General features: G+C 61.0%; 14 protein-coding genes and 1 pseudogene. 4 read left to right on the top strand and 11 right to left on the bottom strand.

Features of this window, described 5'->3' with window-relative positions; all coding sequences use genetic code 11:
- Positions 1-220: helix-turn-helix domain-containing protein (locus CWO89_RS06020; protein WP_130577718.1), on the bottom strand; the 220-nt coding region annotated here is incomplete at its 3' end.
- A 26-nt stretch (positions 221-246) separates the two neighbouring features.
- Here CWO89_RS06020 and CWO89_RS06015 point away from each other — a divergent pair.
- From CWO89_RS06015 to CWO89_RS47625, 3 genes and pseudogenes are all read left to right on the top strand, one after another.
- Positions 247-561: a LexA family protein gene (locus tag CWO89_RS06015; protein ID WP_245475767.1), complete on the top strand. Its 315-nt coding sequence runs from the start codon at positions 247-249 to the stop codon at positions 559-561.
- Between the two features lie 85 nt (positions 562-646).
- Positions 647-1553: pseudogene (locus CWO89_RS47635) on the top strand (IS701 family transposase).
- Positions 1528-2061 (top strand): transposase, encoded by a 534-nt coding sequence (locus tag CWO89_RS47625; protein WP_245475765.1) that lies wholly within the window; start codon positions 1528-1530, stop codon positions 2059-2061. Before CWO89_RS47635 ends, CWO89_RS47625 begins: the two are co-directional and overlap by 26 nt.
- 851 nt (positions 2062-2912) lie before the next feature.
- Here CWO89_RS47625 and CWO89_RS06005 read toward each other — a convergent pair.
- The 10 genes from CWO89_RS06005 to CWO89_RS05955 all read right to left on the bottom strand — a co-directional run bounded on the left by CWO89_RS06005 (position 2913) and on the right by CWO89_RS05955 (position 13980).
- Complete coding sequence (locus tag CWO89_RS06005) at positions 2913-3956, bottom strand: LPD7 domain-containing protein (protein ID WP_245475764.1); 1044 nt, start codon at positions 3954-3956, stop codon at positions 2913-2915.
- Positions 3940-5886 carry a type IV secretory system conjugative DNA transfer family protein gene (locus CWO89_RS06000; protein WP_130577717.1) on the bottom strand — a complete coding sequence of 649 codons (1947 nt, stop codon included), beginning with the start codon at positions 5884-5886 and terminating at the stop codon, positions 3940-3942. The genes CWO89_RS06005 and CWO89_RS06000 overlap by 17 nt, the downstream gene beginning before the upstream one ends.
- Positions 5852-6883: a P-type DNA transfer ATPase VirB11 gene (virB11, locus tag CWO89_RS05995; RefSeq protein WP_130577716.1), complete on the bottom strand. Its 1032-nt coding sequence runs from the start codon at positions 6881-6883 to the stop codon at positions 5852-5854. The genes CWO89_RS06000 and virB11 overlap by 35 nt, the downstream gene beginning before the upstream one ends.
- A complete protein-coding gene (gene virB10 / locus CWO89_RS05990; RefSeq protein WP_130577715.1) occupies positions 6880-8025 on the bottom strand; it encodes a type IV secretion system protein VirB10 in 1146 nt (381 codons plus the stop codon). Before virB10 ends, virB11 begins: the two co-directional genes overlap by 4 nt.
- An 11-nt stretch (positions 8026-8036) precedes the next feature.
- Entirely contained in the window at positions 8037-8888 is an 852-nt protein-coding gene (virB9, locus tag CWO89_RS05985) for a P-type conjugative transfer protein VirB9 (protein WP_130577714.1), read from the bottom strand.
- The gene (locus CWO89_RS05980; protein WP_130577713.1) at positions 8885-9556 is read right to left on the bottom strand and encodes a VirB8 family type IV secretion system protein; all 672 of its coding nucleotides are present in this window, start codon (positions 9554-9556) and stop codon (positions 8885-8887) included. The genes virB9 and CWO89_RS05980 overlap by 4 nt, the downstream gene beginning before the upstream one ends.
- A gap of 344 nt (positions 9557-9900) precedes the next feature.
- Positions 9901-10887 (bottom strand): TrbL/VirB6 family protein, encoded by a 987-nt coding sequence (locus CWO89_RS05970; RefSeq protein ID WP_130577711.1) that lies wholly within the window; start codon positions 10885-10887, stop codon positions 9901-9903.
- Positions 10888-10898: 11 nt separating this feature from the next.
- Entirely contained in the window at positions 10899-11144 is a 246-nt protein-coding gene (locus tag CWO89_RS05965) for an EexN family lipoprotein (RefSeq protein ID WP_130577710.1), read from the bottom strand.
- Complete coding sequence (gene virB5, locus CWO89_RS05960; protein ID WP_130577709.1) at positions 11141-11863, bottom strand: P-type DNA transfer protein VirB5; 723 nt, start codon at positions 11861-11863, stop codon at positions 11141-11143. Before virB5 ends, CWO89_RS05965 begins: the two co-directional genes overlap by 4 nt.
- Positions 11860-13980, bottom strand: coding sequence for a VirB4 family type IV secretion/conjugal transfer ATPase (locus CWO89_RS05955; RefSeq protein WP_245475763.1), 2121 nt, complete (start codon positions 13978-13980; stop codon positions 11860-11862). The genes virB5 and CWO89_RS05955 overlap by 4 nt, the downstream gene beginning before the upstream one ends.
- Before the next feature lie 492 nt (positions 13981-14472).
- On the opposite strand from CWO89_RS05955, the gene CWO89_RS05950 reads away from it, so the two are divergent.
- Positions 14473-15750, top strand: coding sequence for a T6SS phospholipase effector Tle1-like catalytic domain-containing protein (locus CWO89_RS05950; RefSeq protein ID WP_130577708.1), 1278 nt, complete (start codon positions 14473-14475; stop codon positions 15748-15750).
- Positions 15751-15937 lie beyond the last annotated feature (187 nt).

Here is a 15937-nt window from a genome sequence, read left to right as displayed (position 1 = left end):
GTTCCAGATTGCCTTCCACGAAGCGCCGCTTGGTCCGGTACACGGTGGAGCCGCCCACCGCCACGGTGCGCACAATTTCCTCGTCGCTGCGGCCGGCATCCGCCGCCAGCAGAATCTGGGCTCGCTTGAGTTTGCGGGCAGCGCATTTGCCCTTGCTCAGCATCGTGGTCAGTTCGTCGCGTTCGGCTTGGCTCAGTTCGACTCGATAACGTATATTCATCTCGGCCCCCTTTGTCGGAGAGCCGGATGAATCGACAAATGAATCGGAAATCAGGCCTCGCCCGCCGCCCCGGCGCGCAAGGCTTCACCGAAAAGCAGGGCGAGTACCTCGCTTTCATCTACACCTACTCGCACATGTTCCGGTGCGCCCCCGCCGAAGCCGACATGCAACGCCACTTCCAGGTTAGCCCACCCTCGGTTCATCAGATGGTCGTCACCCTCGAACGAGCCGGTCTTATCCGACGTCAACCCGGCGTCGCACGAAGTATCGAGCTCCTCGTTCCTCCAGACGAAATCCCAATCCTCAAATGGCTCGAAATCAACCAGTCAAATCCTCTGTGACGAGGTACTAGTCTGACTGAGTCACAAAACCGCCGGCCAGAATCAGTGATGGTTGAAGCATGGACCATCAGCCGATGAGGCCGACATGAGCAGGCGTGGCACCAAGACGAGCGAGAAGCGATTTGCGGCGTATTTGGAAGGGCTTGCCAGTGTTATCGATCATGCTGATCGGAAGGCGCCGCTGCGCGACTATTGCGTCGGCCTGATTGCCTGTGGCGGTCGCAAAAGCGTGGAGCCGATGGCGGCGGTGACAGCTCCGGAACGGACGGCCGCCCAGCATCAATCACTGCTGCATTTCGTCGGCAGCGGCGCCTGGTCGGATGAGAAGGTGCTGGGCAAGGTACGCGAGATGGTCCTGCCGGCGATTGAACGCCAAGGCCCCATCGAAGCCTGGATCATCGACGATACCGGATTTCCCAAGCAGGGGCGCCATTCAGTTGGAGTTGCACGGCAATATTGCGGGCAGCTCGGCAAGCAGGATAATTGTCAGGTGGCGGTCTCACTGTCGATTGCCAACCACCACGCCAGCCTGCCTGTCGCCTATCGTCTTTATCTTCCGAAGGAATGGACTGAGGACCGCGATCGGCGGCGAAAGGTGGGCATTCCTGCCGAAGTCGGCTTCCGAACCAAGCCGGAGATCGCGCTGGGGCAGTTGCGGTGGGCTTGTGCGAGCGGCCTTCCGCGCGGTGTCGTGCTGATGGACGCGGGCTATGGCAACAACAGCGACCTGCGCACGGAGATCACGGCGCTGGGATTGACCTATGTGGCGGGTCTTCTGTCGAGCCGGCACCGGTCCCTTGCCGCCGAAGCCATGGTCGGGCCGCGGCCGTCCACCGAAACTGATGCGCCGCAACCGTCAGCATCAGCCGGCCGCCGTCAAGGCGCTCGCGATCGGCCTGCCGGCCAAAGCTTGGCGCACCATCACCTGGCGGCAAGGAACGAAAGCTGACCTCGCGCTTTGCACGCGTGCGGGTCCGTGCCGCGCATCGTGATTATTGGCAAGCCACCCGGCGATTGGAGGAATGGTTGCTGATCGAATGGCCGAAAGGCGAGGACCAGCCTACCAAATACTGGCTCTCGACATTGCCGGATGATGTGGCATTCCGGACGCTCGTTGAGACGGCTAAATTGCGCTGGCGCATCGAACGCGACTATCAGGAACTCAAGCAGGAGGTCGGGCTCGGCCACTTCGAGGGACGCGGCTGGCGCGGCTTTCATCATCACGCAACGATGTGCATTGCAGCCTACGGATTCCTGATCTCCGAGCGGGAGACGATTCCCCCCTCAGGCGCTCGGCGCGACCGGCCGATCCCGCTCGATCGCGTTCCCGCAGATTACAGACCCCGCGGATCTGCCGCTGCGGACCCAACGTCACATTCCAAATTCGATCGCGACGATGCGACGGCGGCTCGAACATGGGCTCGTCCGAACGCTGTCGAGATGTCCTTGTTGTGCGATCAAGTTCGACCACTACACAGATCATCGTTTGTGACGCAGTAAGACTAGAGGGCTACATGGCGACGCTGTCGGACTGCAAGGTTGCTGGAATGGCAGCAGCCGCGAGCAAAGTTGTTCCCGGCTACGGCTTGGGCTTGCCACGACCTCGCTAGCTTTGGACGGTGAAGCCATGATCGGGGTATGTCGACATTTTAAGGGAGTTGCGGGAACAGCGCGAGCTATATGCACCCACGTCTGCGGAGGCCTTCGGAGATCTAGATCAGCGTGAACTACTCGCGTTTCCTTGTCGATCAAGAGCCGTTCTGACGAGGTCGCAGAGACCTTCCGTCTCTTAAGGCCTTTCGTGGGCTGCAGACTCCTGCCGACCGTCGACGCATCATCGAGATAGTCGAGTGTATGTCAGCGGACGTCGAACCCCGGAGCATCGCTCACCCACCGGTCGACGAGAGCAAGTCCTGAGAAGGCTTGTGTCAGGCAATTCCTAAAGAACTGCCATTGCATTGCACTCGACGAATGAAAGTTCCTAGACTTGCCAAGGCCGCGACGGCGGCGTGGACGACTGAAGTGATAACGCCTCTTAAGGTTGATAGATTTGCCAGATGTTGCTGCATCGAGCCTGGCCCGGCCAGGAGGGCGTCCCTCCAGACGTTCAACCTGGCACGGCAAGAATATAACGCTTTAGGCCACTCCACCCGGCATCGGACATGCAGGTGTGTTCAATATGTTCAAAAGCGCATTGGACAGCTCGAACCTGGGACCCGCTGACTAGGAGTCAGGTGCAGCTCCCAGACCAGGAAAGAAAAGTCAGCGCTCTTGCTCCTTCAATCTTAACCGTCCTTCATGACGCGCCTCGTCTTTGTCGGTTCGCGGTAGGTGGCGCTCTTGAACGGAGTCTAGGACTGTCGCGCGTGCAAACGAACGACCGTTTTCGAGATGGTGCGCGATCCGCTCCTTGGCGAATGCCATAATGCGCTGGCGAGCATTGTCATCGTTCGGCAGAGCGCGTTCGACAAGCTTGTTGATGACCACAATCTGGGAATGGGCCGCGAGCAGGTCGGAATCATGCCCTGCCGCCGGCCCTTCCACATGTTGCGCCACATCTGGCGCCGTTCAATGCCAGCGATTCCGGTGGCGGCGTCTATGGACTTGATCGCCCTGATGACGGGTTCGACGCCATCCCTTCGCAGAGAGATGCGGTCGCCCGGCCTGGCGCCACTGTCTGCTACGTCCGTTACAACGCCGACTCCCCACACCTGATGTCGCCGGCCATCATCCAGTTCGATGGCTACATAGGTTGACGGCTCCGCGTCGGCGCGGTTGCGATACGGGCCAAAACCGACCTCCATCAGACGTCCGGAAACGCCCTTGTCGTAATCGAGCCGATCCGCCTGCAGTGACCTGTCGGAGGCCGAGCGAGTCTCGACATCGTTGGTCCGGCCGTGGGCTCGATTCCATGCGGCTCGTCGGTCGGCGAGCGCCTGGCCATCAAGTTCGCTTGGTTGATAGCCCTTAACATCCATCCCGCGCGCGCCAGCCTCGAGCCAAGCCTCGCGTCGGAACTCGACGGAACCACGGACGTGAAGTGCCTCCCACTGGCGATGTTGTGCCACACTGACCATGTCCCGGATCACTTCGGCGGCAGCTAGGCGGGTGACCAGGCGATCTTCAGTGGTCTTGAACGCGAGGTACTCTTTCCGCTCGTCGGCATAGAGCTGCGCCTCGCGGTCAGATCCATCCTTCTCGGATTCACTGGCCACCACGTAATATTTCCGACGAATACGGTCCGGAAACGCACTATCGGTAACCTCGGCAGATGAAGGCTTGTTGGGGGCTGTTGCTATGGACTCATCTTCCCCCTTTTCTCGAGCGAAAGCGCGCCCCTCGCGACGTTGTCGCTCCAGGCTGAATTCCTCGCTCGCGTCATGCCTTTCGTTCATGCTGCTCACCCCTCTGCTTGCGGCCTGTCCGCCGCGTCGGCGGAATGATCTGAGCGTCGATGTAGTTCAGGGTCCAGGCTTGCAGTTCGTCTTCGGAGAGGCCTTCAAGGTCGACATCCACGTTACCGAAATCAAAACTGGCGCCGGCAGGAATGGTGGAGGGGTCGGCCACCTCCTCATCGGTCATTGGCCGCGCTCGCAGTACCACGCGCAACTCGGCAATCTCGGAGCGCAGCTCCTTGATCTCAGCGTCGAGCAGTGCATTCGAACGACCTTTGGGCATCTGCGGGACAGGCGCGGGCAGCAATCGTTCCAGAAAAGACTTATCCTCGTAATAGATTATCTTGTCGGCGATGATGGGGGGAATGCCGGTGCCGAGAATGAAGGCTTTGGATTTCGGAAGAAGCTTGAGCTCTTGCGGCAGCATCAGGGCGCGACGATGCTCGGACACCGTCTCGCTGGTAGACCGCCTGGTAAGTCCTTTCGGTCCGCTGCGGCTGCGTGCAGTCACCGTATCGTAGCCGATGCGCTCCGAGAGCTCATTTACCACGTCCTGCTCCTTCGGGGCAAACACGACCTCCACGGCGTGGTTGGTCATGAAGTTCCGGGCCGCATCGACCCCATAGATCGCGCGGAGCTGCGCCGGGCTCTGGACGACGGTGAGGAGGCGGATGCCGTATCCGGCGACGAAGGCGACCGATTTCGCTAGGACATTGACATTGCCCAGCGCCGGAAATTCGTCCAGCAAGAGCAGCACTTTGCGAGCGAGTTTGCGGTTTTGTTCCGGTAGTTCGCGGGTGTTGAGGTCGACCACCTGCTGAAAGAACAGATTCAGGAGCGGCGCCATGCGGTCAAGATTGTCGGGTGTCACCCCGAGATAGATCGACATGGGCTGCTGCCTCAGCTGCCGCAGATCGAAGTCATTGGCCGAGGTTGCGGCGTCAATGCGGGGATTGAGCCAGAGGCCAAGGCGGGCCGTCACGGTTTTGCGGACCGAGTTCAACGTATTCTCGGAGGCAGCGAGAAAATCGTTCAGCGCTGTGATGCAGTGTCGCGACAGCGGGGACGGAGCCGCCTTGCGGTCGGCGATGATCTTGTCGAAGTGGGCTTTGAGATCCTGGGTCGCCGAAAGATGGCGCAGGATCTCGCCGATCGTCAATGGCAAGCCAGGCGTTTCCGCGACGTAGCCGCCGATCGCCACAAAGGATGAACGAGCCGCCTCGAACCAGAACGGATCGCCGCGGCTTTCGGCCGGAAACAGCATCACCGCGATGCGCTGCAGATCGTCATAGAGGTCGGCGGGATCGCTGCGTACGTAACCAAGCGGATTGTAGCGCGCGGTGCGACCGTTCTCGTCGAGCGGGTCGAACAGATGGACCTCCTGCCCGTGGGCTGCGCGAAAGCCGGCCGAGCGATCCCAGTTCTCCTTCTTTACATCCAGCGCAACAACTGAATCCGGCCAATTGAGCAGGTTCGGAATGACATAGCCGACCCCCTTTCCGGCGCGGGTTGGGGCGTAGAGAAGGACGTGTTCCGATCCGCCGAAGCAGAGCATTTTGCCGTCCTTGCGGCCGAGCAACAGACCCTCCTTGGATCGTAAGCCGGCGGCCTTGATCTCGCGCTCGGAGGCGAATCGGGCTTTGCCGTGAAGGGGAAGCGGACGGTGCCGAAGGATGGCGCCGAGCAGGCCAAAGACAACAATCAGCGCGGCGAGCGTCGATAGTGTCAGCCATCGGTCGAAGCGCGGGTCTCTCCCATAACGCGGCCAGCCTGTGGCGATTTCCGACCAGTGGAAGCCGCCATCATGAAGCCTGAGCCCGAGCAGGAGAACGTTCGAGGCAACCAGCAGGAAGACTGCGCCCGCCAGGAGCGCAAGCGCCGTGCCCCTGGCCGCTTTAGCGGGCATGGTCGCGTTTGCGAACGGGGTCATAGTAGATTTCTGAGATCCGGTACCTACCGTTACGCTTCTGCATCTGGACGACGATGTCGACGAGATGCAGCAAGAGCGAACGAATATCGTCGCGATGAAGGTCCCGTCCCTCCGCACTCTCCTTCACCAGCAGCGTCATCTGTTCGAAGGCAAGGCGGGCGCTGTCCGCGTGAACGGTCGTAATCGATCCTGGGTGCCCCGAATTGACGTTCCTGAGATAAAAGAAGGCGGTGCCGTCGCGCAGCTCCTGCAGCAGGATGCGGTCAGGCCGCATGCGCAAGGAAGATTCTAGGAGTTCGCGGGGACCGATTTTGGCCACACCCTGCCCGTCTTTGGCGTAGAGCAGCCGGACGCAATTTTGATGCGGGATGACGAGCTCGGCCGTGTCTTCAATAGTGAGCAGCCGCTCATGCGCCGGGATCGCCGCAATCAGCGCCTTGGACAGAGTCGTCTTGCCGGAACCCGTCGCCCCCGAGATCAGGATATTGCGGCGGGTGCGCACCGCAAGCTCGAGGAACTCGCGCCATTGGCCGGCCTCTTTCAACGCGAGCAATCGATGCTCATCGGCGTTCAGTTCGTCACTCGCGGAGCGGACCTCATCGAACAGCTTTACCCGCTCAAGCGCGTCCAGGTTCATGGTCAGTGTCGAGGGTTTGCGGATCGTGAGGCTGATCGTGCCAGCAGGCACGGCTGGCGGCACGACGATCTGACAGCGCTCCTCGCCGATCAGGCTGGTCGATACCACCGGGTATTCCGGCCCGATGTCCTGACGAGTGTGACTGGCGGCCGCGGTTGCAAGATGTGAGAGGTACGTTTGCGTGAGGGCTGCCGATTCATGTCGGGTCCAACCGTCAGGCCCTTCCACGAAGATCTCGCCGGGACGGTTGACGACAATTTCGGTCAGGGTGTCGTCCGCGAGGTAAGGAGCCAACGGCTCGAGGTAGCGCGCCAGCACCAGGCGACCACCGTCCTGCCCGGTGGATGCGATTTGGCTCATTTCGTCACCACGGCGGGCCCGACGAGGCGTCCGGGAATGGTGCGGTCGAGAATCTGGGTGCGGCTTTCGATCCGTTTGAGTTGGTAGACCGACGAGAAATCCAGGTCGCGCGCGACAAAGATATTGACGAGCTCGCCCTGATTCTTACTCAGCGTTGGCGGGATGTTGATGGACTGCTCGACGGCGATGCCGGCGGCCGTGTTGGTCGCGCCAGCCGTGTTGTTGATCTGAATCGAGCCGTCTTGTAGTTGCTGGCGTCCGATCGAAGAGGCATCGCCGACGATTGACAACAACAACGCCGAGCCGAAGCGCTCCCAAAAGTGCGTGTCGATGTCGCCGTCGAAGCCGGCACGGCCGAGCGCGTCCGTAGCGGGCGAGGCCAGCGCCACGATGACGCCTGTCGGCGTCTTGGCGCGAGCCCATAGCACAAACATCCGCTTTGAGCCGCGCCGGACATTGCCGCGGTATTCGCCAACGACTTGCGTACCCTTTTCCATGAGCACAACGTTGCCGGAATCCGACATCACGTCGCGCAGCACGACGCAGGAGACGAAGCCGGCCACATCCGACGACATCGCGGTCTCCAGCACGCACGGAATCGACGTGCCCTGTGTGACCAGAAGATTGCGATTGGGAAGCCGCGCTGCCCGCACGCCCTCGATCGGCGTGGGTTTGAGCTTGTCGGCGAGCTCATTGCGTGGCTCGGCCCGCCCGAAATCATAGGGATCGACGGGGACGCTTCCAGTCGGGGCATCACGGGCGGGACGCCCCGATGCGATCGGCCGATTATAGGCCAGCACTGGCGCGCGCCGAGCACTTTCCAGCATCTGGTCCGTTGCGGGCGCGGGGGCCGCTGGCGCGGCTGCGATCTGTGCGACCGGAATGGAGGCCGTGGTGATGGGTGCGATAGGTAGCTCCGCGGCAGGCTCGAAGGCCGCCGCCTGGCGAATCATGAGCTTGCGCGCGGACTCACCGACCGGCTTGTCGCTTTTCCAGGTTCCCCAAATGATCAGAAAGGCGAATGCGGTGAGCGCGAGCGCGCCGAAGCCGCGCTTGAGCATCGCCGTTCGACCATTGTCCCCTCCTCCCACCGGAGTAATTCCGCGCTCGCCGGCAAGCGTCTCATTCTCCATCTCGGTCATGTTGCGCCTGCCTATTGTGCCTTAAGGGTTGGAGATGGCCTCTTCGGCCGCCGCTCGACCGAGGGGCTTGTGGTGTTGGTGCCGGGATTGACGCCGACAGCGTCGAACGCTTCGTTGAAGATGCAGAGCACGATGTCACCCTTGCGCAGCCGAAACTCGCGGGCCGTGGCGTGGACCACCACCAGCTCGCCGCGGACGTCCTTGGGCACCAGACTTTCAGAGCCATCCGAGTTGATCAGGTAGATCGCCGGGATCTCGCGATTGCCCGCGAAGCGGAACGTGGTCTCCTTGCCGTCATCGAAGACAGCTTCGGGTTCGAGGTCGCTCGAGCCTTGCGCCGAAAAGCGCCAGTTGCGGGCCCCATAGGCGTGATGCAGGTCAAACGTCTGCTCGATGAGCGCGCCTTCCCGCTCGGCGCCTCGGGCTGTCGCCTCGATGCGCCGGCGCTCGATCTCGTCGCCGGGATAGGCAAAGCGGACGACGAAGTAGCTGTCGGCCAGCGTAGTCTCGGCAATCGACAGCTCAAATTGATAGGAGCGCTTGCGCCCGTCGGGGCGGGTGGTGACGACCTGCAGATTGGTCGGCGGATGTTTCTCGCGGGGTTTGAGGAACAGGATCGAACCTGCGGGGGCAACTTCCCATGCGATCGCGTCGCCGATGGCGACATGGACGATTTCCTCGTCATCGGCAAACACGATCTGGGTCGAGGCGCGAATGACGCCGTTGAGGCGGACCACGTTGGCCGGGTCATAGGTCACAGTGCGCACGCGCGCGTCGTGTTGACCTGGCACCGGCTGCTGCAGCGCCAGCACGGGTGCCGCAAATCCGAGAGCGAAAGTGATCAGAAGCGCGAAACGTTTCATGGCACGACCTCCGGATCCGCGCGATATTCCGACACCAGGAAGCCGAGCGGATTGATTAGACGGTCGGCGGACGACATCGGTGCGTTGGCGTAAGTGAACGTCAGGGTCGAGACCCAGTGAGTGATGTGGGTTTCCTCGCCCTTGCGAGTCTCTTTCATGAACCGCACAGACGCCACATTGTCGGCTAGGAGAGAGATCGCTTTGATCCGGACTGTGGCGACGCCAAAGCGGCCTTGAGTGACCTGTGGGCTCTCGGGATTAGAGCCGCGATACCAGGCCGCGAAGCGGACCTGTTCGCCTTGGCCCGAAAGCAGCGAAATAGTCCGGAAATTAGTTTCCGCTTCTGGATAACTGTAGCCTTCGCGCGCGCGAACGTACCGTCCAAGGAAATACTTGGTGACGGCTTCGTCGTAGCGTGCCGGCGTCGAATTGAGGGCCGAGACGGTGTCGACAATGCCGGTGGCATTATCGACCCGGATGACGAACGGCTCGACCGTCTTTAGAGGCGCAAGTGCTGCGACCGCACCGACCGAGGCCACCGCCAAGGCGCAGGCGCCAGCGGCAACCACCCACGCTGTTCGCCGCGAGCGATGGGCCGAGAGCAATAGGTCCTGTTCCCATCGCCGCGCATTCTCGAAGTAGCTTTTCAGGTCATCATGCCGGACCATCTTACGCCTCCTTGCCGCAGGCGCGGTAGGATGCCGCTATGTCGGCCCAGCGGCCGGACGCGGCGAGAGGGGCCGAAGGCGCGGTCGAATTGCTTTCTCCCTTCCGGATGATGGGTGCGGATGGCGAAGCAGGCGGCTCGGGTGTCGCTGATGGCGCGCCGGACTCCCAATCCCACAATGAACGGTTAAGCGGCCGTCGAGCCAGGCCATCACATGACGGCGGCCCCTTTGACCAGTTCGCGCAGCCGCCAAGCTGCCATGCGATGACGCAAATGATGAATAGTCGACGCCACATCGTTCTGATGCCCCTGTTTTATTTGTCGCCTGATTCCGGCGACCATTGCTTAGGCCGCCGTCGTGCCACGCGATTGAGCGCGCTGCATGCTGCCGCCCTGACGGTTGGCTCTGAGGGCAGCGAGGCCGCGGCCGGCCGACCAGCGGGCGCCGGCATAGGCGCCTCCGGCCGCGGCCGTGGCATTGGCAATCATTGGACTCGTGACCAGTCGGCTCGCCAGCGACGCCCCGCCGCCGGCCAGACCGCCCGCGATGACCGGCAATTGAAGCGCGATGTATCCTGACAGACCCAGCACCGCGCTGATGGCGACTGCGGCCACGACCATCTCGCCCGCCGTTCCTGCGTTGGCCCCAAACCTGTCGATGAAGCCGCTGACGGTGCTCAGCATCAGTCCGACCAGGGCGACCACCAGCACCAGCAGGATCACGAAGTTCGCCAGTTGCCTAAGCCAGGCTTCTGTAAAGGGGCGCGTTGCCTCAAATAGTCCCAGCGCAATGAAGATCGGGCCGAGTGCGATCACAACGCCTAAACCAACTTTGGCATAGAGGAGGATAGCAAATTGCAAGAAAGAACCAACTGCCACAAAAACGAGAAGAATGCCCGCAATCAGTGCCGGCGCCACGTCGGTTATTCCTGCTTGATCGTAGATCTTATTGGCGACGTCGATCCCTTTGGAGAGAAGTTGATCGAAGGGAGCTCCGGAACTGGTATTCAGTCCTGAGCCCGCCAACGCATTGCCAATTTCTTTCGGCAGCGAGTCAAAGAACAAACTGGTGACGTATTGCTGAAACGCGCTGGAATTTGTCGCCAGCAGCACCACGACCACGATCCGCATCGCCCGCCAGGCAAATTCCATGATCGGCTCAGAGATCGCGCCGCGCATGACCGCGAAACCGTAGAGAATGACATAGAGCGTCACGGCGGTGCGAAGTGGTCCATCGATGTAGGTGGCGAGATTCGATACTGACGTCGACACGAATGCCGTGATCGGTTGCTCGAACTCCTTCAAGAAACTGTCGAAGACGTTTACAGCCATCGTGGCGGTCCTTACTTCAGGGCGTGCTTCATCTCTTTGACGAAGGCCTTCTTGCGGGCTTCATTGGCGTTGATGCAGTCGGGAGTGTTCCTGCGCTCGCCCGGATTGTCGCGGCACGACTTGAGATCTATCGCGAACTCATCCCGATGATCCAGGAACCAGCCGACGGTTTTGGCTTCTTGACCCTTGTTGGCGTCGTTGCAGCCCGTAAAAGCCGTGGCGACGGTGACGAGAACAATGGCAAGCCTCGTCTTCATTGCAGGGCCGCCTTCATTTGATCGACCAGTTGTCGCCGTCTCTCCCGCTCCCGCTGACCATCCATGTCTATGCGAGCCTGCTGGATCATTGCCAGACCCTGCATTCGGAGTACGTCGTTCTGCAGCAGCGCCTGTTCGGCCTGCAGCCGCGCTGAGAGATCGAGGATCTCCTTCGCGTCGGTCGCCGAGCTGATGCGAGCCCTGAGCTCCTCAAGTGCATCGATGCGCTGCGAGGCGGTGTCGTAGATCGCCTGGCCCATGGAGTGTTTCGCCCCGGTCTGCCGGGCGATCCGGTCGAGCTCGCTCTGGTAGTACGAATTGCCGCTGTTGCCGGCATACGCGCGATTCTGCGAAAGGTAATGATTGATGGCGTCCGCGAAGTTGCCCCCACCCTGCCCCGCAACGAGACGTTCGATGTCAGAGATTTGCTGGGGCAGAACCTTCCGGAATTGCGGCGTGTTTAAGAGCGTGCCGATGTCGTTGGCGTTGGTCCGCTTGTTAAAGCTGTCATAGAGCTGCTTGGCCTGGCTCAATTGATCCTGCGCGACCTTGAGCTGCGACGTCAGAGTGTCGACCTGCTTCTTCAATTCCGTTAGTTGCTCAAACTGCCGCGCATACACGCTGGGATCGAATACGATCTCAGCCCCTGCAGGCGAGGCTATCAGGAGGGTCATGACTGACAGGGGGGCGAGAACCACCGACATACGTCGAACCATCATTGGGCTTTCCTCCGTTCTGCGTGAAATACCGGCAGCCATTGCGCGGGGTCGTCGCCGACCTGCTTGCGAATGCTGTCGAGCAGCTCGACGGTTTCCGTGCGTCCCGACAAAACGGCGAGCGCGTCGTCGAAACCGCCGAGGTCGAGTTCCGCCACCACCGAGTTATGGCCCTGCTTGATCAGAAAGCGGCGGCTCTCGGGAGCGAGCTCGTCCCTGATCAGACGGAATTCCGTGTCGGTGAGGTGGAAGCCGTCTACATAGTCCGAGCGTGTTCCCCGTGCGTTCGGCAGGAAAATCTGGGTCGGGCATTGTTCGACGATGGTGTGCGCGATCGGCGAGGCCAGCGCGTCGCGTGGCGACTGCGTCCCGAACACCATGACGCCGTTCTGCTTGCGGATGGTTTTCAGCTTGTTGTTGGCAAGATCGCGAAACGCCTCATCTCCAAGCGCCTTCCAGAACTCGTCGATGTCGATGATCAGGCGCCGGCCGTCGATCAGTCGCTCCACCCGATGGAACAGGTACATCATCAGCGGCGTGCGAACGGTGGGATGATCCAAGAGATCGGTCATATCGAAACCAATGAACCGGGCATCCAGACCGATGGCGTCGTGATCACCGTCGAGCACCCAGCCGAAAGGAGCGCCTCGGCACCATCGCTCGAGCCGCGCGCCGATGCCCTCACGATCTTGCTGGCCGAGAAACGCCCGCAATGTCCCGAACGATCGCTCCGACTGGCGCAGTTGACCGAGCGCTCGCAATCCCGAGTCGATGCGCTCCTCCTCGATCACCGTCAGCGGGCGGTCGTCCGGCGTGACGAGTTTCCGGACAAGTGCGCCCAGGAAGGGAAGATTTGCTGGCGTCAGCTCCAACGCCTTCAGCGGCGCGCACCCCGTCGGGGCGCCATTGTGGAGCGTCAGATAGGTGCCACCGGCAGCGCGCACGAAAATCTCAGCGCCCCGGTCCTTGTCAAAGAAAACAAAGGACGCACCTAACCGCTCCGCCTGCGACAGCAGAAAGTTCTGTACGACAGTCTTGCCGGACCCTGACGGGCCACAGATGAAGGTGTTGCCGAGGTCGCCATGATGAAAGGAGAAATAGAAAGGCGAGCCGGACGCGGTCTTGAGCATCGCCACCGCCGGTCCCCAATGGTTGCCGGCAGGTTGTCCGGTGGGATAGGTGTGGAACGGAGAGAACGCCGCGAAATTCCGCGAGTTGACCGCACCAGTGCGTGCCCGGTATTTGAATAGCCCGGGAAGCTGCGCCCAATAGGCTGCTTCAAGTCCAAGATCTTCCCGGGCGACCACCGCACCCGCATCGGCCAGTGCGCGCCGTGCCACGCTCATGTGCTCCTGCAGCTGCGACGGCGTATCGGCGTAGACCAGGAGGGACAGGTGATGGTCTCCAAGCACGAACCGATTGGATTCGAGATCGTCGAGCGCGTCAGAGAGCTCGTCGATCTGCGAGGCCGCCGGATCCTGGGCCGAGACCAGTTGGTTCTGCTTGCGCGTCAGAACCGTCTTGGCGTCAGCTTTCGCCAAAAACGCGAATGATTGCGTGACGATGAGTTCAAACGTCGCCGAAAGCAGCGTGTTCAGCAGCCCAGGCCGAGTAGACGCCGGATATTCCTTCAGCCCGAACATGCCAGCGAAGCGCGATCCGCCGGCCCGTCGAATCTCGAGGGCTTCGCGGCCAAAGATGATGCGGTTTGAATAGAGCGCAGCGCCGATCGGCCCTTGCGGCAACGGCATTGGCAGCCATTCGCCCGAGGTGAGCGCGTGGAGCAACTCCATCGGTTCTGAGAAGGTGATGCCGTCAGTCACCCGTCCAATATAAGATTGCTTTGCATCCGTTGCCATGCAGATCAATTCCGGCACGGGCATATAAAGGATAATCCAGACTTCCCAATCTTCTGCAGGAAATTTCCAATCCACTCCGTTCGAAGTAGTTTTCGCTCGACTAAGACAGCTAACGGGCGATCGCAGATCAATGCAGAGTGACCTACAGGATGAGACCCTGGCACCATGGTTTGCTGCCCCAAAGCCATACAAGGACTCGCGAGCTCTGATTAGAAAAGCGTTGGGATTTCCGAATGAGCGTCGTCCGCTGCTAATAGGCATCGATGGGTTGGATGGCGCTGGAAAAACCTCACTGGCGGCATGGCTTAGTTGGCAGCTTGAGATGCCTGCCGTTCATCTAGACTTGTACATAATACGTGATAGCGAACCTCTACAGTATCGGCTTGAGGACCTAGCCGAGACCCTCGATGCTAGAGCAGTTCTGAAACAGCCGGTCATTGTCGAGGGTATTCTGTTGCTGCGCGTTCTCGGCCAAATAGACCGCCGTCCTGATTTTCTGGTCTTCGTCCAAAGAGCCTCGCATCAATCGTCGCTTCGATCGCTGATGCAAAGCTATCTAAATGAGCACCAACCGAGATCGAAGGCAGACAAAGTGGTCAAATGGTCAAGTACCACTCGGGATCGGCGAATGGCGCTCGCGCACCAGCACCGGAATCACCTTGAACGTTCCACTTAGATTTTGAGCCTGAAACTCTCTTTTCCGGCTAAAGCGAATTCGATACTCGCACCGGTAGCACGGGGAACATCACCGCCATGCGAAACATCGTGATTTGCTGCGATGGGACCGGGAACGAGATCAACGAGAACATTTCCAACGTCCTGAAGCTGTATCGCTGTCTGCGCAAGACGGAGAAGACGTCGCCGCGGCAGTTCGTCTATTACGATCCCGGGGTCGGGACGCTGGCGCGGCCGGATCCGTGGCGGAAGCTGAAGCAGGATTTCAATGCGATCCTGGGGCTCACCACCGGCTATGGGCTCGATGACAACGTGCTCGCCGCCTATGAATTCCTGGTGCACCATTACCAGGATGGCGATGCGGTCTACCTGTTCGGCTTCTCGCGCGGCGCTTACACCGTGCGCGTGCTGGCCAGGCTGATCCACAAGGTCGGGCTGATCTCGCCGGAACAGGTCAACCTCGCCGGCAGCGGGCTCACCGCCTACAAGCAGTTCTCCGATGACGGCAAAGCGGGCACGGATGCCAGGCTGCAACGGCCGGCGAGCGACGAGTTCGGACCGCTGCCTAAGGACCGCTACGACAATGCGGCGCAATTCGCGCGCATCCTCTCGGTGCGCTGGCCGACCATCCGCTTCGTCGGCGTTTGGGATACGGTCGCGAGCGTCTTCGTGCCGAGGCCGGACCGGCTCTATTGGCCGAGCCTGGAAGAGCTCGCCTTCACGCTGCACAATCCGAGCATCAGGATCTTCCGCCAGGCGATCTCGATCGACGAGCGGCGCTGCATGTTCCGCCTGAAGAAGTATGACGAGCCGCAGCTCTTCTTCAGCAACCGCTTCATCCCCGATGAGAAGGCCGAAGCTCAGGACATTTTGCAGGTGTGGTTCGCCGGCGCGCATGGCGACATCGGCGGCGGCTATCCGGAAGCGCAAAGCGCGCTGTCGAAATATCCGCTGCTCTGGATGTTAGAGGAGGCCACGAAGTCCGGGCTCACGGTGAACATGCAGATGGTGAAGCAGCTCGCCTGGGGCGTGCAGCGCAGGGGCAGCCCGTTCACTTACGTCAAGCCCGACGTCGCGGGCGAGATGCACGACCCGATGACCTGGGGCTGGCGCATGATGGAATACCTGCCGAAGAAGGCCACCTACAAGGAATGGCCGGAGCGCAAATCGCATTTCGGCTTCTACATCCCCGACGCCGAGCCGCGGCTGATCCCTGATGATGCCGTGATCCACGAATCCGTGATCAAGCGCATGGACGCGGTGAAGGACTATCGGCCGATCAACCTGCCGAAGCAGTACAAGACCTTCCCAATGCCGGAAGCGCCGACCGAGCAGGCCCCGCCGGAAGCGGCGTGAGGTGTAGCGCCGTCGTCTCCGGCTCGACCCGCAAACCGCGCTTGTCATTCCGGGGCGTCCGAAGGACGAGCCCGGAATCCATCGGGCCGCAGGCGTAGACGGCGAAATGGATTCCGGGCTCGCGCTTCGCGCGCCCCGGAATGACGGGCGCAAGCGTAATTCCTTCCCGCGGCATGCGCCGGTAATC

The sequence above is a fragment of the Bradyrhizobium sp. Leo170 genome (assembly GCF_004296405.1).
Taxonomy (GTDB): Bacteria; Pseudomonadota; Alphaproteobacteria; order Rhizobiales; family Xanthobacteraceae; genus Bradyrhizobium.
The sequence above is the reverse complement of the archived record's forward strand: the minus strand, read 5'-3'. Positions and strand labels throughout refer to the sequence as shown.

Coding starts and splice junctions, on each gene's coding strand:
- CWO89_RS06015 (WP_245475767.1), top strand. CDS start 247: ATGAATCGACAAATGAATCGGAAATCAGGCCTCGCCCGCCGCCCCGGC.
- CWO89_RS06005 (WP_245475764.1), bottom strand. CDS start 3,956: ATGAACGAAAGGCATGACGCGAGCGAGGAATTCAGCCTGGAGCGACAA.
- CWO89_RS06000 (WP_130577717.1), bottom strand. CDS start 5,886: ATGACCCCGTTCGCAAACGCGACCATGCCCGCTAAAGCGGCCAGGGGC.
- virB11 (WP_130577716.1), bottom strand. CDS start 6,883: ATGAGCCAAATCGCATCCACCGGGCAGGACGGTGGTCGCCTGGTGCTG.
- virB10 (WP_130577715.1), bottom strand. CDS start 8,025: ATGACCGAGATGGAGAATGAGACGCTTGCCGGCGAGCGCGGAATTACT.
- virB9 (WP_130577714.1), bottom strand. CDS start 8,888: ATGAAACGTTTCGCGCTTCTGATCACTTTCGCTCTCGGATTTGCGGCA.
- CWO89_RS05980 (WP_130577713.1), bottom strand. CDS start 9,556: ATGGTCCGGCATGATGACCTGAAAAGCTACTTCGAGAATGCGCGGCGA.
- CWO89_RS05970 (WP_130577711.1), bottom strand. CDS start 10,887: ATGGCTGTAAACGTCTTCGACAGTTTCTTGAAGGAGTTCGAGCAACCG.
- CWO89_RS05965 (WP_130577710.1), bottom strand. CDS start 11,144: ATGAAGACGAGGCTTGCCATTGTTCTCGTCACCGTCGCCACGGCTTTT.
- virB5 (WP_130577709.1), bottom strand. CDS start 11,863: ATGATGGTTCGACGTATGTCGGTGGTTCTCGCCCCCCTGTCAGTCATG.
- CWO89_RS05955 (WP_245475763.1), bottom strand. CDS start 13,980: ATGCCTATTAGCAGCGGACGACGCTCATTCGGAAATCCCAACGCTTTT.
- CWO89_RS05950 (WP_130577708.1), top strand. CDS start 14,473: ATGCGAAACATCGTGATTTGCTGCGATGGGACCGGGAACGAGATCAAC.